Source organism: Corynebacterium sp. HMSC05D03 (assembly GCF_001807205.1).
GTDB classification, from domain to species: domain Bacteria; phylum Actinomycetota; class Actinomycetes; order Mycobacteriales; family Mycobacteriaceae; genus Corynebacterium; species Corynebacterium aurimucosum.
Window position 1 is genome coordinate 1 of the sequence record NZ_KV788177.1, and the last position, 24,250, is coordinate 24,250.

General features: G+C 62.0%; 18 protein-coding genes and 1 tRNA gene. 6 read left to right on the forward strand and 13 right to left on the reverse strand.

From position 1 onward, the window contains the following. A tRNA-Met gene (locus HMPREF3147_RS06340) sits at positions 1-73 on the reverse strand. 155 nt (positions 74-228) lie between these two features. After that, positions 229-3,207: a UPF0182 family protein gene (locus HMPREF3147_RS06345; protein WP_070446102.1), complete on the reverse strand. Its 2,979-nt coding sequence runs from the start codon at positions 3,205-3,207 to the stop codon at positions 229-231. A gap of 123 nt (positions 3,208-3,330) precedes the next feature. Here HMPREF3147_RS06345 and HMPREF3147_RS06350 point away from each other — a divergent pair, with 123 nt between their 5' ends. Both HMPREF3147_RS06350 and HMPREF3147_RS06355 read left to right on the forward strand, forming a co-directional pair. Next, positions 3,331-3,921, forward strand: a complete 591-nt coding sequence (locus tag HMPREF3147_RS06350; protein WP_070446104.1) for a PPA1309 family protein — start codon at positions 3,331-3,333, stop codon at positions 3,919-3,921. Between the two features lie 77 nt (positions 3,922-3,998). After that, positions 3,999-4,679 (forward strand): prolipoprotein diacylglyceryl transferase, encoded by a 681-nt coding sequence (locus tag HMPREF3147_RS06355; RefSeq protein WP_070446105.1) that lies wholly within the window; start codon positions 3,999-4,001, stop codon positions 4,677-4,679. Between the two features lie 4 nt (positions 4,680-4,683). On the opposite strand, the gene HMPREF3147_RS06360 is transcribed toward HMPREF3147_RS06355, so the two are convergent. Next, on the reverse strand, positions 4,684-5,760 hold the full coding sequence (locus HMPREF3147_RS06360; protein WP_070446107.1) for a YlbL family protein: 1,077 nt from the start codon (positions 5,758-5,760) through the stop codon (positions 4,684-4,686). A 93-nt stretch (positions 5,761-5,853) separates the two neighbouring features. Here HMPREF3147_RS06360 and HMPREF3147_RS06365 point away from each other — a divergent pair, with 93 nt between their 5' ends. Next, on the forward strand, positions 5,854-7,281 hold the full coding sequence (locus HMPREF3147_RS06365; protein WP_070446110.1) for a zinc-dependent metalloprotease: 1,428 nt from the start codon (positions 5,854-5,856) through the stop codon (positions 7,279-7,281). Here HMPREF3147_RS06365 and HMPREF3147_RS06370 read toward each other — a convergent pair. After that, complete coding sequence (locus tag HMPREF3147_RS06370; protein ID WP_070446112.1) at positions 7,278-7,775, reverse strand: M48 metallopeptidase family protein; 498 nt, start codon at positions 7,773-7,775, stop codon at positions 7,278-7,280. The genes HMPREF3147_RS06365 and HMPREF3147_RS06370 overlap by 4 nt on opposite strands. Positions 7,776-7,847: 72 nt before the next feature. Here HMPREF3147_RS06370 and HMPREF3147_RS06375 point away from each other — a divergent pair, with 72 nt between their 5' ends. Beyond that, positions 7,848-8,678 (forward strand): hypothetical protein, encoded by an 831-nt coding sequence (locus HMPREF3147_RS06375; RefSeq protein ID WP_070446114.1) that lies wholly within the window; start codon positions 7,848-7,850, stop codon positions 8,676-8,678. A gap of 6 nt (positions 8,679-8,684) precedes the next feature. Here the strand turns inward: HMPREF3147_RS06375 and HMPREF3147_RS06380 are convergent, their stop codons facing one another. From HMPREF3147_RS06380 to HMPREF3147_RS06415, 8 genes are read right to left on the reverse strand one after another with little or no spacing between them, the layout of a single operon-like run. Continuing rightward, entirely contained in the window at positions 8,685-10,736 is a 2,052-nt protein-coding gene (locus tag HMPREF3147_RS06380) for an ATP-dependent DNA helicase UvrD2 (protein WP_201829624.1), read from the reverse strand. After that, complete coding sequence (locus HMPREF3147_RS06385; protein WP_070446118.1) at positions 10,708-11,442, reverse strand: NAD(+) diphosphatase; 735 nt, start codon at positions 11,440-11,442, stop codon at positions 10,708-10,710. The genes HMPREF3147_RS06380 and HMPREF3147_RS06385 overlap by 29 nt, the downstream gene beginning before the upstream one ends. Then, positions 11,442-12,554, reverse strand: coding sequence for a potassium channel family protein (locus tag HMPREF3147_RS06390; RefSeq protein ID WP_070446120.1), 1,113 nt, complete (start codon positions 12,552-12,554; stop codon positions 11,442-11,444). The genes HMPREF3147_RS06385 and HMPREF3147_RS06390 overlap by 1 nt, the downstream gene beginning before the upstream one ends. Before the next feature lie 42 nt (positions 12,555-12,596). Beyond that, positions 12,597-15,809, reverse strand: a complete 3,213-nt coding sequence (locus tag HMPREF3147_RS06395; protein WP_070446122.1) for an ATP-dependent helicase — start codon at positions 15,807-15,809, stop codon at positions 12,597-12,599. Further along, positions 15,802-18,978 carry an ATP-dependent helicase gene (locus HMPREF3147_RS06400; protein WP_371325736.1) on the reverse strand — a complete coding sequence of 1,059 codons (3,177 nt, stop codon included), beginning with the start codon at positions 18,976-18,978 and terminating at the stop codon, positions 15,802-15,804. Before HMPREF3147_RS06400 ends, HMPREF3147_RS06395 begins: the two co-directional genes overlap by 8 nt. A 3-nt stretch (positions 18,979-18,981) precedes the next feature. Next, complete coding sequence (locus HMPREF3147_RS06405; RefSeq protein ID WP_070446126.1) at positions 18,982-19,755, reverse strand: hypothetical protein; 774 nt, start codon at positions 19,753-19,755, stop codon at positions 18,982-18,984. 29 nt (positions 19,756-19,784) lie between these two features. Beyond that, entirely contained in the window at positions 19,785-20,726 is a 942-nt protein-coding gene (locus HMPREF3147_RS06410; RefSeq protein ID WP_070446128.1) for a DUF3152 domain-containing protein, read from the reverse strand. A gap of 32 nt (positions 20,727-20,758) precedes the next feature. After that, positions 20,759-20,980 carry a DUF3107 domain-containing protein gene (locus tag HMPREF3147_RS06415; RefSeq protein WP_012714903.1) on the reverse strand — a complete coding sequence of 74 codons (222 nt, stop codon included), beginning with the start codon at positions 20,978-20,980 and terminating at the stop codon, positions 20,759-20,761. A gap of 102 nt (positions 20,981-21,082) precedes the next feature. Between HMPREF3147_RS06415 and HMPREF3147_RS06420 the strand changes: the two genes are divergently transcribed. Beyond that, a complete protein-coding gene (locus HMPREF3147_RS06420; RefSeq protein ID WP_070446130.1) occupies positions 21,083-22,462 on the forward strand; it encodes a DEAD/DEAH box helicase in 1,380 nt (459 codons plus the stop codon). After that, positions 22,459-23,727: an Rv3212 family protein gene (locus tag HMPREF3147_RS06425; RefSeq protein ID WP_070446132.1), complete on the forward strand. Its 1,269-nt coding sequence runs from the start codon at positions 22,459-22,461 to the stop codon at positions 23,725-23,727. Before HMPREF3147_RS06420 ends, HMPREF3147_RS06425 begins: the two co-directional genes overlap by 4 nt. Positions 23,728-23,755: 28 nt before the next feature. Here HMPREF3147_RS06425 and HMPREF3147_RS06430 read toward each other — a convergent pair whose 3' ends face one another. Then, positions 23,756-24,214, reverse strand: a complete 459-nt coding sequence (locus HMPREF3147_RS06430; RefSeq protein WP_070446134.1) for a hypothetical protein — start codon at positions 24,212-24,214, stop codon at positions 23,756-23,758. Between the last annotated feature and the right edge of the window lie 36 nt (positions 24,215-24,250).

Here is a 24,250-nt window from a genome sequence, read left to right on the forward strand (position 1 = left end):
AGCGGGGGCAGGATTCGAACCTACGACCTCTGGGTTATGAGCCCAGCGAGCTACCGAGCTGCTCCACCCCGCGTCGAGATGTACTTCCAAACATCAAGCGCTCTGCACACTGTCCCGTGTGCTGGCGACGGATGTAACTATACAGACACCTTGGCGCCTACCCAAATCCCCTGGGCAGGCGCCATTTCATAGGTGAGGCGCCGAGTTTTCGCCGGCACCTATCCGGACTTACTGAGACTGCAGGGAGCGGTAGTCCTCCACTGCCTTATCGAGCTCGTCCAGGGCCTTGCCATACTCCTCAAAGGAGCCGTTCTTGGCCTTGTCTACACCATCGAGAGCCTTGTTGATGGCGTCGATAGCCTCACCCTCGTCAGATGCCTTCGGAGCGGAGGCCGGTGCGGAAGACTCAGAGTCCTTCTCTTCGTCCTTCTTATCGGCGGCATTGGCCTCCTCGTCATCCTTCTCCGTCTGCTTACCGGAGTCACCCTCAATTTCGGTGATGTCCTGGGCGGCCTTCGGGTCGATGCCGACCTGCTCTAGGGCCTCACCAATCGTCGGCGCATAGCCCACCCGCCCCTTGTAGGACACCAGCACGCGCAGCAGCTTCGGGAACGCAGACTCCTGGCCCTTGCGCTGCGAGTAGATCGGCTCCAAGTAGAGGATCTCTCCCCCACCCACTGGCAGGGCCAGCAGGTTACCGTTCTTCAGGTCATTCGAGCCCTGCCACAGTGTGCGGTCACGAGCCACCTGATCAGAAGACATCATGGCGTCCTGCGCCTGCTTAGGGCCTTGGGTCTGGGTATTCGTCGGCAGCACGCGCACGGTGATATCACCGTAGGTCTCCGGATCAGAAGACACCGCCATGTGTGCAGAGAGGAACTGACGGTTCAGACCGCGGTAGGAGGTGATGAGTTGGAAGCTCGGCTTGTTGGCCTCCGGGTCGGAAGCCAGCACGTAGTACGGCGGCTGGTTCAGCCCCTGGGATTCACCGGCAGTCGGATCCTCCGGCACGGACCAGAAGGCGTCGTTGTTGAAGAAGACGCCCGGGTCATCTACGTGGTACTTGGCCAGCAGGTTGCGCTGCACCTTGAACATGTCCTCCGGGTAGCGCATGTGCTGACGCAGCTCGTCGGAGATCTCCGACTCGGGCTTGACGACGCCCGGGAAGACACCCTCCCATGCCTTAAGCACGGGGTCTTCGGTGTCGAACTCATAGAGATCGACGGTGCCATCGTAAGCGTCGACAGTCGCCTTCACCGAGTTACGGATATAGCCCACCTGATCGTTGACCAAGCGCTGCGTCGTGCCCGTCGGGTTCTGTGCGTCCTGGGTGGTCTCCGTCAGGGAGGTGCGCTGCGAATACGGCAGGGAATCCAAGGTGGTGTAGCCATCGACAATCCACTTGATGCGGCCGTCGATGACCGCCGGGTAGGTGGAGGAATCCGTCGTCAGCCAGGGAGCAACCTTCTCCACGCGCTCGCGCGGGTCGCGGTCATAGAGCAGCTTGGACTCCGGCCCCACGCGGTCCGAGAGCAGGAAGTTGAGTTCCTGGTACTTCAGCGCAAAGGCAGTGCGGTCAACAATGTTGCCGATGTCGACGCCACCCTTGCCGTCATAGGTGTAGGTGGAGGTATCGGTGTCGTATTCGACGGACTCATCACCCGTCTTGCCCACGATGGCGTAGTCCATCCCATCCTGGGCGCTAGCGATCACCGGGCCGAAGTAGGTTCGCGGCTGGTCCACCTTGATACCGAGGGATTCTTCAGCATTCTGGGTTTCGCCCTCACCCTCGGCGTCCTTGCCCGCCTGGGTCTGCAGGTCCGCCACCGTGAAGATGGGGAAACCACCACGGGCCGAACCGGCATCACGAGCTACCTCATCGACTGTGTTGGCCTGCGCCGCAATGAAACCATTGCCGTGGGTATACACGGTGTGGCGGTTAATCCAGTTCTGCTGGTTCTCCTGCAGCTCGTTCGGGTCCAGCTCGCGGGCTGCGACCACGAAGTCACGGAGTTCGCCGTCGATCTCATAACGATCCATCGCCAGCGTCTCTGGGAAACCGTAGAAGTTCTTTAGCTGCTGCATCTGAGTAAACGTCGGCGCCAAGATGTCCGGGTCCAGCAGGCGCAGGTTGGAGATGGTGGAGTCATCCGAGGCAACCTTGTCATCGGCGACGTCCTCCGCGCCCCAGTTCTCCTCGTAGGTCACCTTGTCGTCTGTGAGGCCATAGGCAAAGCGAGTGGACTCGATGTTGCGGGAGATCGACTCCGCCTCTTTAGCCTGGCGGTTCGGGTTCACGGAGAAGCGTTCCATGATGAGCGGCCAGCCTTGGCCAATGACCAAGGAGGACAGCACCATGAGCACCACAGCAAGGCCGGGGATGCGCAGGTCCTTAATGACCACTGCAGAAAAGATCGCCACGGCCACGAACACGCCGATGATCATGAGGATGATCTTTGCCGGCAGGTAGGCATTGATGTCCGTGTAGGAACCACCCGTAAACAGCGAGTGCTGGTTGTACAGCAACTCGTAGCGCCCCAGCCAGTAGCCAGCCACCTGGAGCAGCATCCAAATGCCACCGGTGACGGCGAGCTGCGTGCGCGCTGCTTTCGACAGCGAACCACGCACGCCTGCGGCGCGATTGCCCAAGCGAATGCCGCCAAGAATGTAGTGCCCCACAAGTGCGATGAGGAAGCACACTGCGACCAGCATGGAAGCAGCGCTGACCAGCATTGACCACACCGGCAAACGGAAAGCGTAGAAGCCAAGGTCGTGGTTGAACTGCGGGTCGGCCACCCCAAAGTCATGAGAATTGAGGAAGAGCATGACGGTCCGCCAGTTGGCTTGCCCCAACAGGCCGGAAACGACGCCGACGAGCACCGGGATGACCTTGAGGAAGACACTCATCGTGCTCTCAATGGACTTGCGGTACTGATAAACGGGGGAATTGAAGTCCGCCATGTCCATCGAGTCACCGCGCCCCCGCCACACAATCAGGCCCGCAACGTACGTAACAGCCGCTGCTACGAGGCCGAAGAGGATGAAGAGGACGATGCGCGTCACCAGGGTCTTGGTGAAGACCCCACGGTACTCAATCGCGCCGAACCACTTCCAATCCGTGTAGAAGCCCACCAACATGGGGCCAATGAACAAGAGGACCGCGATGATGGCGACAACCCACGAGAGAAATTTGGGCGGACGTTTCATCGGGGCGGCGGGTCGGTTGAGTCCGGAAGCCAACTCCAGCTCCAATCAAGTGTCGTGCGAATATAGAGGTATCAAGCTTCTAGTCTAGAGAAGCACTATGACCGTCAACGAACAAGGACGCTTATGAGTTCCCAACCTTCCTCCCAGCCCGCTGTACACCGCGCGCTCAACAAGGCGATGCGCGAGGCCGTGGATTTCATCCACGCCGAAGGCTGGGATGCGCCTCCTACCCTTTTTGCTCTCGTCCCTACTGAGCTGGTGGCCGCCCAGCTTGGGGACGTCGATGACTCCTCTCCCCTCACCCTCGTGGTGCAAGAGTTGCCGGAAGGCATCGAACCGGGATCGGAGCACCTCGCGGACTACGTCTCGCGGCTAGCATGGCCGCGGGAGATCGCCGGCGTCATCCTAGCCCAGGAGATCATGTTTAAGGACACCTCAGACGCCGCGCTTGGCGACGCCCGCCCCGCCCGCCTCTTCTCCGGAGTCCTGCGGGCTACCGCCCTGGACGGAAGCTCCACAGCCGATGCAGAGAGTGTCGACAACGATGGCGCGGAGCTCACCCTGCTGCAATTGCGTCCGACCGAGGAGGAACTAGCGGAGGCCGGCCCCTTCGCAGAAGACGATATCCAATTGCGTGGCGGACCGAATGTGGCACCGGGGGTCATCGCTGCGCTGCGCTACGGGTTGGAGCAAGATCCGGAGGAAATGCTCTAATCGACTAAACTCAGAATGCAGTGGCCATTAGTGCTCAGCTCTCGGGGCTGGGCACGCAATTGATAGAGGAGTCTCTCGTGCGCTTGACATCCCGCTTCACCGCCGCAGCTTCGGCCGTGCTTGCCACCGGCTGCCTGCTCTCCGCATGTGGGAAGGACGATGCCCCCTCCCCTGACCCAGCGCCTGCGAGCGAAACAACCACCGCCGCCGCGGAGAAGACCAGCGCGCCGGCCCCGGCCACGTCCGCCGAGGAATCCGAGACGACCTCTCCTGCCGCCTCTGAGTCTGAGACCAGCTCAGACGCGAAGGATGAATCCTCAGCCCACAGCTCCGCCGACCGCAAAGACAAAGACAAGGACGCCAGCGAGTCCGCGGAGCCCAGCGGGGCGTTTAATGCTTCCGTGGAGCAAGCTTATGAGATCTTCGGCGGGCTCGTACCGGAGGGGATCTTCGCGCAATTCGACCGCTGCGATCCCAATGGCGTGACGGATTCTTTCAACTGCTCTGGCTCGGAGGTAGGCCAGTTCCAGTTCTTCAAGTCCAAGACCAAGGCTTCCCAAACCACCCAGGTGCTCACCGAGCTGCGCAGCTCCCGCGTCATCGAGGACAGCGGCAACCGCGTCGTGGGCTGGTCTATGCTGGGCAACACGGCCATCCTCACCGTCGTTGACAACGATGAGGGCCTTATCATGCAGCAGATGATCTCCACGGACCAGGACGATCCGGAAGAGCGCCTCAAGGAGCTAGGCCTGGTTTAGCGGGCTAGCCTTCGCAGGTCTCGACGGCGTTTCCTTCCGCAAAGTTCTGCATCGCCTCGATGGCATCATCCAGCGTGTGGACCTTAGCCACCACCATGTCTCCGGTATCGCGGCTGACTGCCTCCGCGCAGTTGTCGGCTGGGGCGAGGAAAAGCTCAGCGCCCGCTTCCTGAGCCGCGTGAACCTTGTGGACGATACCGCCGATGGGGCCGACCTCGCCGTCCTCACCTATAGTGCCGGTGCCGGCGACAAACCGGCCGCCGGTGAGATCTTCGCTAGAGAGCTTGTCAATCACCGCCAAGGTAAACATCATGCCGGCCGAGGGGCCGCCGACGTCCTGCAGGTTGTAATCCACCGTGATGTCCTCGGTGGGAACCGAGGTCATAAGGATGCCTAGCAGGGCCACGTCCTCCTGCTCGGGGTGGGAGCCGAGGGTGACCCCGACAGTCTTTTCCTTGCCCTTGCGAACAATGCCTAGCTCCACCTCATCGCCAGGCTGAAGAGCGCGAATCTTCTCTTGCACTTGGCCAGGCTCCGTGACCTTGTCACCGTTGACGGTGGTGATAATGTCGGCGTCGTCAAGCGCGCCTGCTGCGGGGCCGTCATCGAGTACTTGTGCCACCTCGATTCTCACCGGTTTGTCCAGATAGTCCATGGCGGCGACCGTGGCCGCCGACTCGGACTGGGTAAAGGCCTGCTGATTGGCCTCCTGGACCTCCTTATCTGTCTTGCCCTGCGGGATAACAATCTCGATGGGGACGATGGTGTCATCCGTAAATAACCACCGCCCCAGGGCCTGGGCCAGCGTCATGTTGGTGCGCACGGAGACCGTTGTCATGTTGAGCTGCCCCTCCGGCTGGAACGTCTCTGGGGCTTCGACGTTGACGACGGGTTCCCCATCCACCTCGCCCAGGGTATCCACGGTAGGACCTGGCCCCTCGGCGGCATAAGGCACCGACAAGGTGATATCGGTGCCGGGAATGTGGTCGATGCTGAGCAGGGCTCCCGTCAGCACCACCGGGATGGCTCCCCACGTCAAAGTGGACAAGCGGCGGGTTCGGGGGTTCTGCGGAGTTTTCACGGAGGATCAGCCTACAGCCTTGTGGAGCTTGTTCGCTCTCAGCGTTGCCGTGGTCCTAGAATCCGCGCTAGGAAACCTAGTAGATTGGGGTCCATGAGCAACGGATTCGGTTTTTCCTTCCCCAATAACGACGATGACGATGATAACGATCGTCGCGACCAGAACCCGTTCGGCGCCTTCGGCTTCAGCGCGGGCAACGGTGGCCTAGGAGACCTGTTGAATCAGTTCGGCCAGATGCTGTCCGGCATGGGTTCCTCCATGAACTCCCCGGAGGGTTCCGGCCCGGTCAACTATGACTTGGCCAAGCGCATCGCGCACCAGCAGATCTCCCGCGATAAAGAGGTCAGCGAGCAAGACCGCACCGCTGTGCAAGAAGCCGTGAGGCTAGCGGAACTGTGGCTAGATGATGCCACGATCCTGCCCACCGCATCCGGCACCGTCACCGCGTGGAATTCCGCGCAGTGGCTGGATGAGACGCTGCCGATGTGGCAGCGCATGGTCACCCCGGTTGCGGAGCACATGAACTCCGCGCAGCTGGAATCCCTGCCGGAGGAAGCCCGCGAGATGATGGGCCCGATGACCTCGATGATGAACTCGATGTCCGGCATGAACTTCGGCATGAAGCTGGGCCACGCGCTGGGTGATCTGGCTGCGCAGGCATTGACCGGTTCTGACTTCGGCTTGCCTGTCTCCCCCGCAGGCACCACTGCACTCCTGCCGCACAATATCCAGGCCATTGCGCGCGATCTCAACGTTCCGGGCCAGGAAGTGCTCGTCTACATCGGCGCCCGTGAAGCCGCCCGCCAGCGCCTGTTCAAGCATGTGCCGTGGTTGGTCGAGCGCCTCGTCTCCTCCGTTGAGGAATACGCCATGGGCTTGGTTATCGATACCTCCCATATCGAGGAGGCTACCCGCGAGCTCAACCTGGAATCCGGTGACCCTGAGGCCATCCAGGACGCGATGAGCAAGCTACAGGGCATGGACCTGTCCCCGCGGATCACCTCCCGCAACGCAGTCGCGGCTTCTCGTCTGGAAACCCTCTTAGCACTCGTTGAGGGCTGGGTTGAACACGTGGTGACCGAGGCCCTGGGAGAGCGCATCCCGTCTACGAAGGCAATGACCGAGGCGTGGGCGCACCGCCGCTCCACTGGCGGCTCCGCAGAGAAGGCCTTCTCCCAGGTCGTCGGCATCGAGCTCAATGCCCCGAAGGTGGAGGCCGCCGCTGAACTCTGGCGCCGCGCCACCGTCGCGGTGGGCGCCGACAAACGTGACTCCGCCTGGGACCACCCGGATCTTCTGCCCACGGCCGAGCACCTGGAGAACCCTGCGTCCTTCATCGACGGTTTGCTCGATGACACCCCTGATGAGGGCTTTGAAGCGGAGTTCTCCAAGCTGGAGGAGATGCTCCGCCAGCAGGATGCCGGGGGCGATGCCAGCGATAACACCGGCGACAGCGCTGGCGAGGACACAGACGCCGACGGCGACGACAATAGAGAGGACAAGCCGGGCGAAGAGAACTAGCGGAAACGCTGGTAAGCCTCGAGGTATCCTTTCGCGCGCTCGGCTTTGGGCGCGCGGTCAGCCCACTCCCAGAAGTCCGGACCATGACCCGGGATGAAGGTGTGCGTTAACTCGTGGATGATGACCGCGTCGAGGACGTAGTTGGGAACATCCTGCAGCCGGTCAGAAATCCGAATATCGCCCGTTGAGGTAGTGCAGCTACCCCAGCGGGATTTTTGGTTACTCACCCACCGGATGGAACCCACCGTGGCGCGGCCCGCCAAAAAGCGGGCATTCAGTGTGCGGGCGCGGTCGGCCAGGGAATCGTCGGAAAGCTGCGAAGAGGTGTGCTTTTTGCGCACCTTCGCCACGATGCCATCCACCGCTTCGCGCTCTTCCGCCGCTGACATCCACGCGGGGATGCGCACCTCCAGAACACCGTCGACCACGCGGGCTTGGACGGTGCGACGGCGCCGTGCCGAACGGATGACACGTACCTCGGGATTGCTCGACATGACAGGGCATTCTACCTGTGGTGCAATGGTGTCTACACACACCTGGGGTGGGGCACAACGGGGAGGACAGTCTTGAGTGCACAGACGTACATGCTGGCGCCGGAAACCACGATTCTTAAGCGCGAACCTGGAATGCTCCAGTGCGGGATGGATGCCACGCGCGTCGGCGTGTTTGAAGCCCACCCGCAGCTGGCGGGCTTGCTCAACAGGCTGCGCACGCCGCTGACCCGACAAACTATTGAAAAGTCCATTGAGAATACGGGCATGAGCCCCTCAGCTGCCCGCAGCTTAGTGGAGGATCTGATTAGCTACCGAGTTTTGTGGCCGGCGCCCCGGCCGCAGCGTGTGGCTGTGCTGGGGACCTCCGCCCTGGCCAATGAGCTGCGCGACGTCCTGCTTGGTGATTCCTTCCAACCACGCTCTCCTCTCCACAGCGAAACCCCTGCCGAGTACATCGCAAACGTGGCCGGGCACCTGCCTATCGTGGCTGTCGACATGCTGGATGGCGCCACGGAATGGGCACAAGCCCTGCGCAATTCCCCAGCCACCTGGTTGCCGGTATCTATGATCGATGCCCGCGGCATCATCGGACCAGTTCGCATCGACGGGGCTGGCCCCTGCCCGCTGTGCGCGCATCTGCACCGCATCGAATCAGACGAGCTATGGCACGAGGTGGCCCACCGCGCCGCGACAGTGGAAGCGCCGGGCGACCCCATCGTGCGCACTGCGATAGTGATGCATGCAGTGGTGATTATTCGCCGGCTCTTGGGAAGGCCGGCCCCGCCAGGAGCGCCCGGTGGCAAGCCGCTCGCCGGCGAACTCACGGAGATAGACCTCTACGGCCTAGAGCAACGGAGGCTTCTCATGGAACATCCTCGCTGCACGTACTGCGCTGCTTCTTAGTTCCTCTTAGCCGCGGGAAGAAGCAATGATCTGCAGAACCTCCGCGCCATAGCGCTCCAGCTTGGAGGGGCCCACCCCGGAGATATCCAGCAGCTCCGCCTCGTTGGCTGGAAGAGCCTCCGAAATCGCTTGCAGGGTGGCATCAGAAAAGACGACGTAGGCAGGAACCTGAGAGTCCTTCGCCACCGACGCCCGCCACGCGCGCAGCGCGTTGAAGACATCCTCATCACCCTCATACTCGCACCACTCGTGGCGGCCGAGGACCTTCTCTGCCGGGCTGCTGAGCTGCCCCGAGCACACTCGGCAACGGCGCGGGCGATAGCGACGGTTCGAGGACTGGCTTTCCTCGATTCCCGGGACCACGCCGTCCAGGAAGCGGGTTCGCTCACGTGAGGCCCGCGAACCAGTGGTCTTAGCCAGCGCCCACGACAAGGCTAGGTGCTCGCGTGCACGGGTAATGCCGACATAAAACAGCCGGCGCTCCTCCTCCACGTGTTCATCGCCGGCTTTGATGGCGTGGTTAATGGGCAGGAGTTTTTCGGTGAGACCTACGAGGAACACCGCATCCCACTCCAGGCCCTTGGCAGCGTGAATGGTAGCGAGGGTCACGCCCTCCATCGTGGGGTTGTGCTTGTTTTCGGAGCGGCGGTGCAGCTCTCCTAGCACGCCAGGCAGGTCTATCCCCTCGTGGTCCTCCACGATCTGCGCGATGAGGTCCACCAAGGCCGTGAGCGACTGCCAGCGCTCGCGGGCCTGCGCGCCCTGCGGTTCCGTGGCGGACAGCCCCAGCTCCACGAAGGCCGCACGTGCCACAGCCACCGGATCATTCGGCAAATCATCGCGGCGCGTGGCAGCGATGAGCACGCGGATGGCCTCTAAAATCTCTGGGCGGCGGAAGAAGCCTTCGCCACCGCGGACTTGGTAAACCACTCCAGCGTCAGCAAGCGCCTGCTCAAACTGCTCTGATTGCGCGTTGATGCGGTAAAGAATTGCGATTTCGGAAGCCTTCACTCCCTGGTTCAGCAGGGTCAGAACCTGGCCCGCGACCTCCTTGGCCTCAATCTCCTCAGACTCATAGGCCTTAAACGTGGGCTCGGGTCCAGGCTCGCGCATGCCCTGCAACTCCAAACGGGTCCCCGCCGCGCGGCCCGTGGCCTTCGAGATGACCTCGTTAGCCAGGTCCGTCACTTGCGGGGTGGAGCGGTAGTCTCGCTGCAGCTTGACCACGGTGGCCTGCGGGTAGGTGCGGGAAAAATTCAGCAGATACTCCGGGGAAGCACCGTTGAAGGAATAGATGGTCTGGTTGGCATCGCCCACGACCGTCAGGTCATCGCGCTCCCCCAACCAGGCCTCCAGTACTCGCTGCTGCAAGGGGGTGACGTCTTGATACTCGTCCACCACAAAGGTTCGGTACTGCTCACGGAAGACCTCCGCCACCGCAGGCACGTTCTCGATGGCGCCGGCGATGTGCATGAGCAAGTCATCAAAATCGAGGTACATGAGATCCGGGGTGGCCTTCATGTCCTCATAGCGGCGGAAGACCTCCGCCACCTTGGCCGGATCCCCCGGCGCCTCGCGGTCCGTGGATTCGATGACACCGGGATAGCCCTCGGGGCTAATCAGTGAAGACTTTGCCCATTCGATTTCCCCCAGGAAATCACGAATCGTGTCCTTGTTGTTGTCCAAGCCAAGCGAGCGGACCGCGCGGCCGACCAGGCTGAACTTGTTGTCAATGAGCTGCCAGGGCAGATCCCCAGCAACCTGCGGCCAAAAGTACTTCAACTGGCGGCGCGCTGCGGCGTGAAAGGTTTGGGCTTGTACTCCCCCAACGCCCATCTGGTTGAGCCGCTCGCGCATTTCACTCGCGGCGCGAGAGGTGAAGGTGACGGCCAGAACGCGCTGCGGGTTGACGAAACCCTGGTCCACCATGTGAGCGATGCGATAGGTAATCGTGCGGGTCTTACCCGTTCCGGCACCTGCCAGGATGCAGACTGGGCCGCGCGGCGCCGTGGCTGCGGCTCGCTGGTCTTCATCGAGCAGGGACAGATCCGGTCTCATCACCGTGGAACCACTCCATAATCATCGTGTGTGCAATTGAACCCTTGCGGGCAATGGTCAGTTCTGGCAGCTCAGCGCGGGACACCCACCGCACTTCTGCGAGCTCTTCGTCAGTATCGCACACGGGCTGGACATCCTCCGTGACCGCGGAAAAGCCCACCATCAAAGAGCCACTAGGCGGCCAGGGCTGCGAGCCCCAATAGGAAACTGACTCAACGCGACGACCGGTTTCCTCAAGTGCCTCGCGGATCATCGCTTCTTCAAGGGTCTCGCCGGGATCGACATAGCCGGCGATGAGTGAAAAGAATCCTGGACGGTGACGGTTGCGAGCCAGCAGGATACGGTCCGACTCCGCGTGGTGAATGATGCCGATGACGGCGGGATCCAAGCGGGGAAAGACGAGGCGTTCGCCATCATGTCCCACGCCCCCTGGCGCAGGGTAGGACAGCTCCCGCCCAGTGCGTGGATCAAAGCGCGCTTCCCGACGGTTACGGATCAGATGCAGGGCTTTGAGAATGTCGCGCTGACCGTTAAAGAAGGTGGCATCGCGCAGTGTACCGAGCCGCTCGGCGGCCTCGGACTCCACCAGGAAAGCGTGAATATCCCCGGCCGCAACCACGATCTCCCCCGCCGGCTTAGCCAGAAAGACCGGCTGGCCTTGTGGCGATACCGGGACAAGGCCAGTCTCGGTGACGGGCAGGAACATTAGTTGCCTTCATCCTCGTCTTCATCGGTATCTTCCGCAGCCTGCTGCATCTCATGCTTGATATAGAGCAGGCGGTCACCAGGCTTGAGTGCATACGCGTCTGCCGTATCGACGCGGTGTAGCTCGTTGTTGCGCAGAACCGCCAGAACAATGTCGGCGAGGTGACGTGGATTGGAGCCCACTTCGAATTCGCGCACCGCACGCTCGGCCACGGAAAAGCCCTCGTTCGGCGAGAGGAGGTCCTCCATCATCTCCACCACCGTCGGTGTCACGGTGGCTAGGCCCAGGAGACGTCCGGCGGTCTCCGCGGAAGTGACCACCGAATCGGCACCGGATTGGAGGAGTAGGTGGCGGTTCTCGGATTCACGCACGGAAGCGACCACCTTGGCCTTGGGGTTGAGCTCGCGCACGGACAAGGTACACAGCACCGCGGTATCGTCCGTGGACGGAGTCACCACCACCGACGAGGCGTGCTGCGCGCCGGCGATGCGCAGCACGTCTTGCTTGGTTCCGGAGCCGTAAATGGTGACGAGGCCGTGGTGCTCGGCGCTGGCTAGGGCCGCGCGGTTGTTGTCAACAACCACGATTTGGGAGGCGGGAACGTCATCGGCGATGAGGGCGGCGACCGCACCAGCGCCCTTAGTGCCATAGCCGATGACAACGGTGTGGTTACGCAATTGCTTTCTCCAATTCTGGATTTCAAAGGTGCGGCGGGCTCGATCCGTCAGAACCGACAAGGTAGCACCGACCAACAAAACAAGGAAGAGCAGGCGGGCCGGGGTAACGATAATGAGGTTGATGAAGCGCGCGGTGGGGGTGACGGGAACGATATCGCCATAGCCCACAGTGGTCAACGACACCGCTGAATAGTAGGCGGCATCGAGGAAGGACAGGTCTTCGCTGTAGCCATCACCGTCGAAAAAGACGATGATGGTGACAAAGACCATCAGCCCCATAGCCCAGATAACTCGGCGCGCCAGTTGCTTCCACGGGCTGGTGCTCGCGGTACGCGGAATCGTGATGACGTCAAGCAGCGCATGGTCAGGCTGCGAGGTCAGCTCTACCTGCGACAAGAAACGCGACGTAATGCGTTTGCCTAAGTGCTTGGGCACGAAGCGCCAACCTCCCTAGATGATGCGGATTTCCTCGTGAGACTACCTTAGACTCAACCCTGGTGGCGTGGAAACTGCAGAGCTTAAAAGCTCAGCCAACCGTGGCCCGGTGGGCAAGTCCTCCGGCTCCAAAAGATAGTTCTCATGCACGTAGAAGAAAGCCGCGCGGACAGTCTCCACGCCATGGATGCGCCGCCATGCCTCCGCGTAGACGGCGAGCTGAATCTGCGCCGAGTACAGAGCAGCACCCTGGGGGCGGCGGCCAGTCTTCCAGTCCACGATGAGCCACGAGCCATCCGGCTGTTGGAATACCGCATCCATGCGGCCGCGGACGACGGAATCGCCAATGGTGATCTCGAAAGGGGCCTCTACGAAAGCCGGCGTGCGCTGTGCCCACTCCGAAGCTAGGAAGGACTCCTTGAGGGACTCCAAGTCGTGGTCCGGTTCATCATGAGAACCGGGCAGCTCATCCTCCCCCAGCAAGGCAGGCGCGCCGAAACGATCCTCCAGCCACGCGTGGAAAGCAGTGCCGCGCTTGGCGTAGGAATTAGGTTTGAAGGGGATGGGGCGGCGCTGGCGGCGTGCGAATTGGGTGGGGTCTGCCGACATGGCCACCATGTCAGAGGCCGTCAGCTCGCCGGGTAGTTCTACATCGACCACCGGGGCCTGCAGCGCTTTGTGCTCTTCAATGAGCGCGCTCGCCTCTTGTTCCCAGAGACCGAAGACTTCGCCATCGCGCAGCGGAGGGAGGTTCTCCATTGCCGCGCGTACCGCCTCTGCTGCCTGCAGCGCTTCCGACTGCGGGTTCAAAGAAGGGAAAGAGGCCTCAACTGCACCTCCTTCCTCCTCTTCCACAGGGATGTCGGGGATATCCCAATGGACAATCAGCTCCGGATGCTTATCCGCTAATAACTGCAGGTAGGAATAGGGGCCCTTCTTGCTCTTTCCCTTGAGTCTATTCGTGCCGGAACCAGTCACCGTCAGCGTGGACTCGGTGCGGGTCATGGACACGTAGAAAAGACGCGCCGCTTCCTCTGCTTGGAACTCGCGGTTCTGTTCTTTGAAAGCCGTGCACGCCTTATCAAAGTCAGAGCGCGTCACCGCATCCTCGGGCACATCGATGACGTCCTCGTCACCTGGGGCCTTTTCGATCTTGGTCAGGAAGGTCTCCGCCTGCGCCTTGTAGCTCGAGGAATCCGCATGCGCCACGCAGACGTGTTCCCATTCCAAGCCCTTGGCCTTGTGCACCGTCATGATCTGCACGCGGTTGCGCACAAGCGGGACCTCTCCCAGCTCGAGCCCGTCTTCCTTCTCCTTAGCCAACTCAAGATAGTCCAAAAGGCCAGCCAAGCCATCACCGTGGAAGCCCGCGACAAAGTCGGCGAAGGCGTCGAGGTGCGTTGCCCCGCCCGGCTTGCCTGAGGCGAGGACTTCGGTGCGCAAGCCGAAGAGAAGCTCAATATCGGCCACGATGTCGTTGAGAGTCTTGCCCAAAGAATAGGTACGGAGGTAGCGCAGCTTAGAGGAGACCTCCTCCATGCGCTCCAAGCCTTCGGTGCTGTAGCGATCGCGTTCGCCGAGGTCTGCGAGGGCGTCGGCAAGCCCCAGCATCTGGTCCGGCCCCTCCGCGGTAATCTCCTCAACCTGGGCGGCTAGGTGCGCCAGGGGATCACCGCCTTCCCACCGCGTGCGGCCTTCGGTGGCGCCGGCGAGATTACGCTGACGCGAATGCAGCGCCTGGATATCGGCGATGCCCAGACCGCACATCGGTCCGGTCAGCACACGCAGCGCCGCGGCGGTGTCTTGTGGACGCACCAAAAGCGTGGCTACCGCCACAAGATCTTGGATCTCCGGCTGCCAGAGAAGTCCACCGAGGCCGAAGATCTCGTTGGGCACACCGACCTCATCCAAGGCAGCGGCGATCAACGGCGATTGCTTATTGGTGCGCACGAGTACGGCGGCATTGAAATCCTCGCCTTCCGGCGTGGACTCATAGAGCTGGCGGAGATGCTCAGCGATGAAAGCGCGCTCCTCGTCCTCAGAAGCGAAATAGCCCAGCTCTACCTTGCCGGCCGGCGCGGTGGGCTTGGGCGACAGCTCATCTACTGGGCGCTCGCCGGGGCTTGAGGAGAAGAGCTTCGACGCCACGTCATTAGCCAAGCTGAGTACCGTCGAGGGATTACGCCAGGAGGTGGTGAGTTGATCCTTCGGGGCCGGGGTGCCGTCCGGCTGCGGAAAGTCCGTGACAAAAGCTTCCAGGTTTTCCGCCGTCGCGCCACGCCAGCCATAGATGGACTGCATGGGGTCACCCACCGCAGTAACTGATAGACCCTCACGCTCGCCACCGAAGAGCGAGCGCAGCAAGATGCGCTGCGCATGGGAGGTGTCTTGGTACTCATCCAGCATGATGACGCGGTAGCGCGCGCTTTGTTGCTCGCCTAAGAGCGGGAAGTTCTTGGCCAGCGTGGCGGCGATGGACATCTGCTCACCGAAAGTGATGACCCCGCGCTCCGCTTGTTCCTTCTTGAGAGCTTCCACCAAGGGCAGGTACTCCAGGCGCAGGCGTTGGGTATCCAGGTATTTCTGCAAGTCCTTGCCGAACTCGCCTTTGGTCCTCTTGCTCTTTTCTAGGTCCTCAGCGGTCTTGCGGAAGATGTCCTCGTGCTCATAGAGATCCTGCGGATTCTTAAGCTCTCCGTCCATCGTTTCCGCGAGCTTGAGCAAGGTAGCGGTGACCGTGGACACCGCATTATCTGTGCTGAGCGAACCCGAGTAATTGCTGACCACCTCGTGGGCGATGGCATAGCGTTCCGCCTCGGTGATGATGCGGGCATTCGGCTCGACCGGCATGAGCAGGCCATACTCGCGGACAAGATCACCCGCATAAGAGTCATAGGTGGACACGTTTGGCGCGATATTTTCCACTGCTTCTGCCGCTGGGCTGCCCGGGGCAAGGATTCCAGAGGAACGCAGGGTTAGCAGCTGGCGGCGGATGCGTTGCTCTAGTTGCTGGGCTGCCTTGCGGGTAAAGGTTAGGCCAAGGACTTGCTCAGGCCGCACGAGCCCATTGGCCACGAGCGATACAACACGCGAGGCCATCGTCTCCGTCTTACCAGCGCCTGCGCCGGCCACGACGAGCTTCGGTCCAAGCGGGCCATCAATAACGGCGGCCTGTTCCGGGGTGGGCGGAAAGGGCTTGCCCAGCGCGGCAGCCAGCTCCTCAGGGCTGAAGTGTTGAGCGGGATTCTTAGGCATCGGTCACCAGACCTCCTTCGTTCATCACAGGGCAGATAGAGCGGATCCGGCAGCGATCACAATCAGCGTTTTCACGTGCGGTCAGGTCCGGACCACGCAGCTCAGCCACGAGTGCGGGCAGCGACTGCGCAAATTCTTCGAGCTCTTCAGGAGGCTTGGTGGCTTGCTCCCGGGTGGACACGGCGGCAGTACTGGAGCGCGGATACACCAGAACACCTCCGCCACGCGGCAGGCCATCACCGGTCCGGATAGACACAGCCTGCGACTCGCCGCCAGGCCCCGGGGGTGCTGTAACAAGCGCGCCGTGTGCTAGCGCCAACTGATATGTCATGAGCTGGGTATTGTCTTGGGCGCGGGCCGCCGACGGGACTTTTGTCCCCGTCTTGAGATCCACCACGACATAGTCTTCCCCGGCCTTCGCCAACCGGTCAATGAACCCGCGAATGGTGACATCGGAGCCGATGTCCACGTTGACGGGGACCTCAACGCCAACGGGTTCAAGTGATGTAGAGCTCGAGAGCACCCAACTATGAGTGCGGTCGATAAGGCGCTCAAAGTCCACACGCTCAGCCTCACGGTGCCACGCTGGCCCCTCCACAAGCGCATCGAAGGCATCGAGCACTAGCCGCTTCGCAGGCTCGGCGGCAGCACCGCGCCCCAGCGCTTCCAGGAAAGCATGCGCCAAATTACCACGTAGCAGGTTGATGTTCGCAGAATCATCCTCCACGAGCTGCCCGAGCACCGCGTTGAGCGGACACGTGAGCAAGGCATCGACCCGGGATGGCGACACCGTGCTCGAACCACGCAGCGGCAATTCCGAAGCCACGCCGCGCGCGGCCCACCACTGATCCGGATGCGCCCCAGGGACCCCAGCCTCCGCCAAACGGGCCAACTGCCGGACCGCCTGGGAACGTTCCGCCTCATTGGTCTCCGGATCAGTTGCACAACGGCGCAGTTGCGCCACAAACGCGGGCACCGAGAGTACGGAGACATCGAGAGGATCGAGCTCTTCCTCCCCACTAGCAGCACTGGGCAGCGTCACCGGATTCGGCTCCGGCACCTCGAGGCCCAACTCACGTGGCCAGGCCTGGCGTGCGAGGCGCTTGCCCGCCTCCCGGCGCGCTTGTGCGCCGGGAACATCAACGCCGCGAGCGGAAAGGAACTCGTCGATGAAACGCGAGGGTTCTTCCACGACATCGCTCTCCGGTGAGTCCACCGCCACGATGAGCAGCCGTTGCCGGTGACGGGTAGTGGCCACGTGGAAGAGACGGCGCTCCTCCGCCAAGCGCCCCGACACGTGGCTGACTGGGGTGCCGGGAGTGATGCCGCGATCCAGCACATCGATGAGATCTTCTTGCCCAAAAAGAGATCCGGTCTCCCCTACCGAGGGCCATGTTCCTTCCTGAACGCCCGCCACGATGACGGTGTCCCACTCGCGCCCCACTGCGCCGTGCGCGGTGAGGATTTCTACTGCATTGGGCAAGGCCGAGCGGCGATCCCGCACGCCGGTGGGCAGTTCTTGCTCCGTGATGTGCAGAATGAAGGACTCCAACGACGCCGCCGGACGACGCTCGGCGTAATCGCCGGCGGCGTCGAACAAGGCCATCATCGCGTCCAAGTCACGGTCCGCCTGCGAACCCGCGGCACCGCCGCGCAGGGCTGCTGCCTGCAGGCGCGTATCCAAACCGGTGGCTTGCCACACTTCCCACAGGACTTCCTCAACGGCAGCGCCTTGCTGCAAGGCCACGCGCCCGGCAGACAGCACCCCGCGAATACGCGCCAAAATCGCTTCCTCGCGCTCGGTGAGGAGGTTATTGAAGTCCGGCAATTCACCGTCCAGCAACTCCCGCAGTGTATTCATTCCGCGCTGCTCCGGCTTCCAACGGCGCAGGCCGCGGATGAGCCTCCGCAGCGTCACCGGATCAGCGCCGCCCACGGGACCGGTAATCAGGTCCTCGAGTTCCACGGGCTCAAGCTCATTTTCCAGAGCACGCAAAGCCAGAAGTACTGCTTTGACCAAGCGCTGCTCAGCGAGCACCACGTCCGTGGGGTTGATGTGCACCGGCACGCCAGCAGAAAGCAGCGTGCGACGGGCAGATCCAATATCCCCGGTAGAGCGCACGATCACTGCGATATCACGCCAGTCCACGCCGTCTTCTAAGTGCCGGCGGCGAACCGTATTGGCCAGGACATCACGCAAGGTGCCGCCGGAATCCACGACGCTCACGCACGCCGGGGACGGCCTGCGGTACGTAGAACTCAGGCGAAGTTCGTTCTCTGCTTTCCAGGTGGTGAGGAATTCCGAATTAGCACCACGGAAGGCGAAAACCGCTTGGTCGGGGTCACCGCCGATCACGGTGAGGCGTGCAGTTTTCGCCAGCTCCGCGATCAGCTGGCCGGAGGTCGGGTCCAGCAACTGCGCGTCATCGACCACGATGGTGTGCCACGGGTGCTCGCGCAACAGCTCTGGGCGCAAAAGCACTTGGCTGACCAGCTCCGCAGCGGAATAGGAATGCGAACCCGCCAGCGCCTGAGTGCGCTCATACTCGCGCAGGAAGTCTCCGGCAGCAACCCACATGGGCCGGCCGTAGCGTTGTCCCAGCTCCTCCAAGTCCGTCGGTCCCAGCCCCCGTTCGATGGCACGCAGCAACAAATCACGCAATTGGCGCGCAAAGCCCACATACTCCAGGGCCGGGCGCATCTCCTCTGGCCACGCGCCCCGGCGATCGGCCGCATGGCCCTGCAGCAGCTCACGGATCACTGCATCCTGTTCCGCACCAGTGATGAGACGCAGCTCCTCCTCGCTACTGTGGCGCAGAAGCGCAAAAGCCAATGAGTGCACCGAGCGCACCATCGAAGTCTGTGCGGCGTAGTCATCGAGGTTTTCTGCTAACTCCCGGCGCAGCAACGAGCCGGATTCCTTGGATGGGGCGACGACGAGGATGCCGGAGGCATCGGCTCCAGCATTGAGCTGGGCCAAGACAACGTCGATCAGCAGGCTCGACACCCCTGATCCCGCCGCACCCAGCACCCGCCAGGTACCTTGCTGTGGCAAAGGAACATCCCACTCGCGCGACGTGGCGCGGCGGCATCGGGGAATGAGGCGGACTTCCGGCGAGGGAGGAAGCGTGACGCCGGTACGTGTGGGGGATTCGCTGCTGTACTTCACGCCCTATAGTGTGTCAGATGCTGCGGACACGAGGGCCTCTTCGACCCTCTCAATATTCGAACGCACGGTCGCTTTGGAGCGCGGGTGCAGGCTATTGACGTAACGGCGATACGCCACTGCACGCAAGAGCAGCTGCTGTATGCCGGGAACCGACGCAAAGCGGGCAGAAATATCATCATCCACTGCGCCTGCGATGAGGCCATCCACCATGACCAGCGCGGCGGACCAGCCAACCGGGCGCGGTGCCGCGGAAGGTACGATATCGGTCAGCGCTGGCGGGTTCGCCCCAGAGAAAACCGTGGTACCCAGCACGTCCATGTGGGCGGTGACAAGTGGGAGCTGCGCAAGCTCAGCATCGGAATAGGCCTCGCCGCTCTCCTCCCACGCTGCCCGTTCTGCCCGTGCGAACACATCATCGCGCCGGTCCACCGTCGGCAACGGCGCCAACTCGAGCGCTTCATCAAGGCGCAGTGCCATCTGCGCAGTCTCATCGATGCGCCCCCGCAACTGCCCCTCCACGAACTGCGTGGCTTTCCACCCGGCAGCAGTGTAGCGCCCATCCGCCGTCAGCACCGGCCGGGCAATACGTGCTCCCGGCAGGCTGAGCTTCTCGCGGACCTTGGCGGACCAGCCAGTCCACGGCCGAGCCTCGGCGAAGACAATATCGCCCACGCGGATCCCGTTATCCCACGCAGGGCCCACAAGCTCACCCTGTGTTCGGCGCGGGTGAAACTCGGCGTTGAAAGCGGCAAGAACGGGCTCAGGTGGCAATGGCATGGGAAAACAATCCTTAGGTTTGGGGCGACCTACTCGGGCTTAGCGTGATCAGAATTAGCCGGGTTCGGGTAGGGCCACGGGTTCGGCTCGCACGTGACATCCTCGTCCGGATAAACCTCGTTGGGTTCCTTCTCAAAAAGCTTGGCGTTGTTCAAGCTCAGCGTTTGCTGCATCATGACCGGCGCGAGTTTACCGTCCCCGCCGCAGGGTTGATGGGCCGCAAAACCGATAGCATGGCCAAACTCATGGTTGATCAGGTACTGACGGTAGTTGCCCAAGTCTCCTTCAAAGGGCGTCGCGCCACGCACCCACCGAGACTCGTTGAGGTTGACCGCGGACTCCCCCGTAATGGTCGTGTGACAGGAGGTTTCTGATTCCAACTGCGCGCCGCACAACTTCGCCGTGGTTCCCAAGGACGTCAGACGGATGTGCGTATCAGGGTTGTCATCGGCTTTGACGTGGATGAATTCAAAGTCACCGTTGGCCGTCCACCCGCGAGGGTCGGCCAGAGTGGCGTCAACAAGCGCAACGACAGCACCGTCCCCACCATATACGGAGGTGTCGATGCCGTTTTCAATCTCAACGGAAAAGCGGATGGTTTGCTTCCCGCCCTTGCCCGCGTGCATGGTGGACGGCCCTGCATCGCGGTAGGTTTCCTCACCTTGCTCGGTGAAGTCACCGCCGGCGGGCAAACCATCCTTGGCGGCAGCCACCGCGCTGGCATTGGCGGGATCCGGCCCCTTACGCGAGGAGGCGGATACGGCTGTGCTGCTTGCCGACGTCTCCCCTGCCGCCGTCACCTCCGCCTCCTGGGCGGGCGAGCGGAAAACATCAACCAGCACCCACACAGTGATGACGACCATGACGGGGATCGCCACCACGCGCCACCAGCCGTACTCGCGCGCGAAGCGCTCCACCGCTGAAAGGCGCTGTGGGTGCTGCTTAAAATCCGCGGGATTCTCCATGGCCATTTAGGCTACCCGCTGAGCCAGCGCGCGCGTACTTAGCCCGCAAATCCGACGGTGTGTGCGCGCGCAGTGCCGATCTCTACGTAAACAACTCGCTCAGTGCGCACGATGTAGGAGCGGCCCTTGGTGTCCTTCAATTCGAGGGTGGAGTTGTCTGCCAAGGCGTTGTTGATGGTCTGGGTCAGTTCTTCGCGCTCACCTTCCGCGTGAATAACCAGCTCACGGGCGGTATCGGCAAAACCAAACTTGATATCCATGTGGTGTATCTCCCTTAAATCGTGTTCTTTAATCGGTGCCGTGAGAACTGCGCCCCGGCGCTCTAATGGCCCCACTATAGCCACGTCCTCTACTATCAAGGTGTGCTTGCCCCGAAATCATCCCGCGAATCCCCTACCTTTGCCGAACTCGGCGTCGCTGTAGAGATCTGCGATGCCCTCGCTGACAACGGGATTACGCACACCTTTGCCATCCAGGAGCTCACCCTGCCCATCGCTTTGAATGGCCAGGACCTCATCGGCCAAGCGCGCACCGGCATGGGTAAGACCTATGGCTTCGGTGTCCCGCTGCTGGATCGCGTGTTCGATGACGCCGACATCCCGGAACTCGACGGCACTCCCCGCGCACTGGTCATTGCACCGACGCGCGAGCTGGCCATCCAGGTCAGCGGGGACCTGGAGCTCGCCGCCGCAAACCTTCCGCTCAGAGTGGTCACTCTGTGTGGCGGGCGCCCCTATGAAGAACAGATCAAGGAGATTGAGTCTGGTGCGGACGTCGTCGTCGGCACCCCAGGCCGTCTGCTCGATCTCTGCCAGAAGAAGCATCTCTCTTTCGACCACGTCAGCGTTTTAGTTCTGGATGAAGCCGACGAGATGCTGGACTTGGGCTTCTTGCCGGATATCGAGAAGATCCTCTCGCTCCTGCACGGCAACCCACACCAGACCATGCTCTTTTCCGCCACCATGCCTGGGCCCATCGTGACCTTGGCACGTACCTTCCTGGAAAAGCCGGTCCATATCCGCGCCGAGTCTGGTGACGCCCAGCAGACGCATGCCTCCACGCGCAAGGTCACCTTCCAGGCACACCGTATGGATAAGATCGCGGTCTTGGGAAAGGTCCTGCAGGCAGAAGGCCGCGGACGCACCATCATCTTCACGCGTACGAAACGCTCGGCCGCCGCCGTCGCGGACGAGCTGGCGCAGCGCGGCTTTCGCGTGGGCGCGGTCCACGGCGATTTGGATCAAAAAGCACGCGAACGCTCGCTCGATGCCTTCCGGAAAGGCACCGTGGAGATTCTCGTGGCCACAGACGTCGCCGCTCGCGGCATCGACATTGACGATGTCACCCACGTCATCAACTACCAGGTGCCCGATGACCCGATGACATTTGTCCACCGCATCGGACGCACTGGTCGCGCGGGGCACACGGGCACGGCCATCACTCTCGTCGGCTACGACGAGCTGGGTAAATGGCAAGTCATCAACGATGAGCTCGATTTGGGCCAGCCAGAGCCACCGCAGTGGTTCAGCACCTCCCCGGAGCTTGCGGAAGCCCTCGATATCCCAAAGACGGTTGCTGACACCGTCGGCCCACCCACGAAAGTGCTGGGTGCACCGCGGCGCTCTCACTCACGCGGGGAGTCGCCGCGTGGAGGCTCACCACGTTCCTCCACGGCATCTGCCCGTGCCTCCCGCCGCACCCGTTCCCGCACGCGCAAGCCCCGCCAAGGAGGACGCCGATGAGCACCGAGCAGGGCCCGGAGTCTGCGAAGAAGGCTCCCATCTTGCGTTCCACCAAGGCAGACTGGCTTGCAGTGGGCGCGATCAGCGCGGTCTGTGCCATTGCTATTGGCGGCGCGGTGATTACGGCACCGATCCACAAGTCGGAGCTCACTCCCGCTGTCGATGCCGCGTCTGATGCCAAGACTCAGACTCTCGATACCGTCCCCAACTCCCTCACTGAAACCTTCAGCCTCCCCAACACTGTGGTGCCGGGACAGTCCCGTGCGATATCCACGAAGGGGATGCTGATAACCCATGACGGCGATACCCTCCGCGCTTCGGATACCTCCGGCGATACGGTCTGGACTTACCAGCGCCGCGATGCCGACCTCTGTTCGCTCGGCACGGCGTGGAACAAAGTCGTTGCCACCTATGACGTGGGAAATGGCTGCGGCGATGTGGTAGCCATCGATGCGGTGTCCGGCCAGTACTCAGATACCCGCAGCGCCCGTAATTCCGAGCAGGTGGTCCCCATTATGTCGAATGACCGCGTGGGGACCGTTTCCGCCGAGCGCGTAGAACTATGGCGCTCTGACCTGGTGCGCACTGTTGAATATGGCGATGTCGAAGCCAAGCAAGAACCGAACCTCCAGCCCCACGAAGACTGCGCCATCTCCTCAGCACTGACCCGCACCGAAACGATGACCGTCACCGAATCCTGTCCGGATTCTCCAGACTCCACGTGGTTGCGCATCCAAAACGCCACACCAGAGGATGCGCGTTCGCCTGAAATCTCCAAGGATATCGAGATTGATAACCCAGGCGCGCGTCTCATTGCCTACGGTCAGGAGGCCGCTGCGGTCTTTCTGCCGGGCGATGCGCCACGTATCGTCTCCTATAACTTTGAGGGCGAAACGCTCTCCTCCACGGACGTGGAGCCATCGAAGGCCATCACGAATTCCGCTTCCCCCTTCGCCCCTGCGGTCGCTGATCTGCCCCACCACATGACGTGGTTCGACGGCGAACGTCTTTATCTCTTTACCCCAACCGAGCTCAAAGTGGACCATGTTCTGGAGCAGGCAGTTGGCACCGGCATCGCCGTCGGCGAGCGGTTACTGGTGCCCACGGAGGAAGGGATCGACGTGGTGGACTGGGCTACCGGAAAGACCGAGCACAGCATTCCCGTCGACCGTGACGGCTATAACGGTCCAATTTCGCTGACTCTTGCGGGCACTGTCATCATCGAGCAGCGTGGAAACACCGCCGTGGCGCTCACTGCCTCTTAACTTCTTAGTTGTTTAAGAAACAGCTTGCCTAGAAGTGGCTTTCAGCCCATTGCGCTGCCTCAGGGCGCACCATGAGCAGGTAGAGCACCAACGCTGCGCTGGCCAGCGTCACGGCGCCGAGCGCTGCTGAGCCTCCGCTGAACATCTGGAAGGCGATGGCACCCAAAATAAACTCCACGAGCACGATAGCTCCGCGGCCCCAGCGCTTGCCCTTAACAAAGGCCCACGAGGCGACGATGACAAAGCCGAAGACGATAAAAATGAAGATGGCCGTCCCTAGGCCGACGAAGCCCGTCGCCCCAGAATCGGACACCATGGAGTCGTTCTCAGCACCGGTTAGCTCACGGACGATGAGGAAGATTCCGAAGATAATTACCACGATGGACTGGAGCACGGCGATGCCGGCAGCCGCTACCACCGTTCCCGGGGGACGGCCTCCCTCAGTTTGGGCAGGCGTGGTCGAGGACTGTTTCTGCTTCTTATTCACGGAGATTTAGTCTACTTCTCAGCCCTGTACTTAGGA

Excerpts from the sequence above, each read along its gene's own strand:
- HMPREF3147_RS06380 (WP_201829624.1), bottom strand. The coding sequence starts at position 10,736 with ATGAGACCGGATCTGTCCCTGCTCGATGAAGACCAGCGAGCCGCAGCC.
- HMPREF3147_RS06395 (WP_070446122.1), bottom strand. The coding sequence starts at position 15,809 with ATGCCTAAGAATCCCGCTCAACACTTCAGCCCTGAGGAGCTGGCTGCC.
- HMPREF3147_RS06425 (WP_070446132.1), top strand. The coding sequence starts at position 22,459 with ATGAGCACCGAGCAGGGCCCGGAGTCTGCGAAGAAGGCTCCCATCTTG.
- HMPREF3147_RS06350 (WP_070446104.1), top strand. The coding sequence starts at position 3,331 with ATGAGTTCCCAACCTTCCTCCCAGCCCGCTGTACACCGCGCGCTCAAC.
- HMPREF3147_RS06415 (WP_012714903.1), bottom strand. The coding sequence starts at position 20,980 with ATGGATATCAAGTTTGGTTTTGCCGATACCGCCCGTGAGCTGGTTATT.
- HMPREF3147_RS06370 (WP_070446112.1), bottom strand. The coding sequence starts at position 7,775 with ATGTCGAGCAATCCCGAGGTACGTGTCATCCGTTCGGCACGGCGCCGT.
- HMPREF3147_RS06385 (WP_070446118.1), bottom strand. The coding sequence starts at position 11,442 with ATGTTCCTGCCCGTCACCGAGACTGGCCTTGTCCCGGTATCGCCACAA.
- HMPREF3147_RS06405 (WP_070446126.1), bottom strand. The coding sequence starts at position 19,755 with ATGCCATTGCCACCTGAGCCCGTTCTTGCCGCTTTCAACGCCGAGTTT.
- HMPREF3147_RS06365 (WP_070446110.1), top strand. The coding sequence starts at position 5,854 with ATGAGCAACGGATTCGGTTTTTCCTTCCCCAATAACGACGATGACGAT.
- HMPREF3147_RS06410 (WP_070446128.1), bottom strand. The coding sequence starts at position 20,726 with ATGGCCATGGAGAATCCCGCGGATTTTAAGCAGCACCCACAGCGCCTT.
- HMPREF3147_RS06345 (WP_070446102.1), bottom strand. The coding sequence starts at position 3,207 with ATGAAACGTCCGCCCAAATTTCTCTCGTGGGTTGTCGCCATCATCGCG.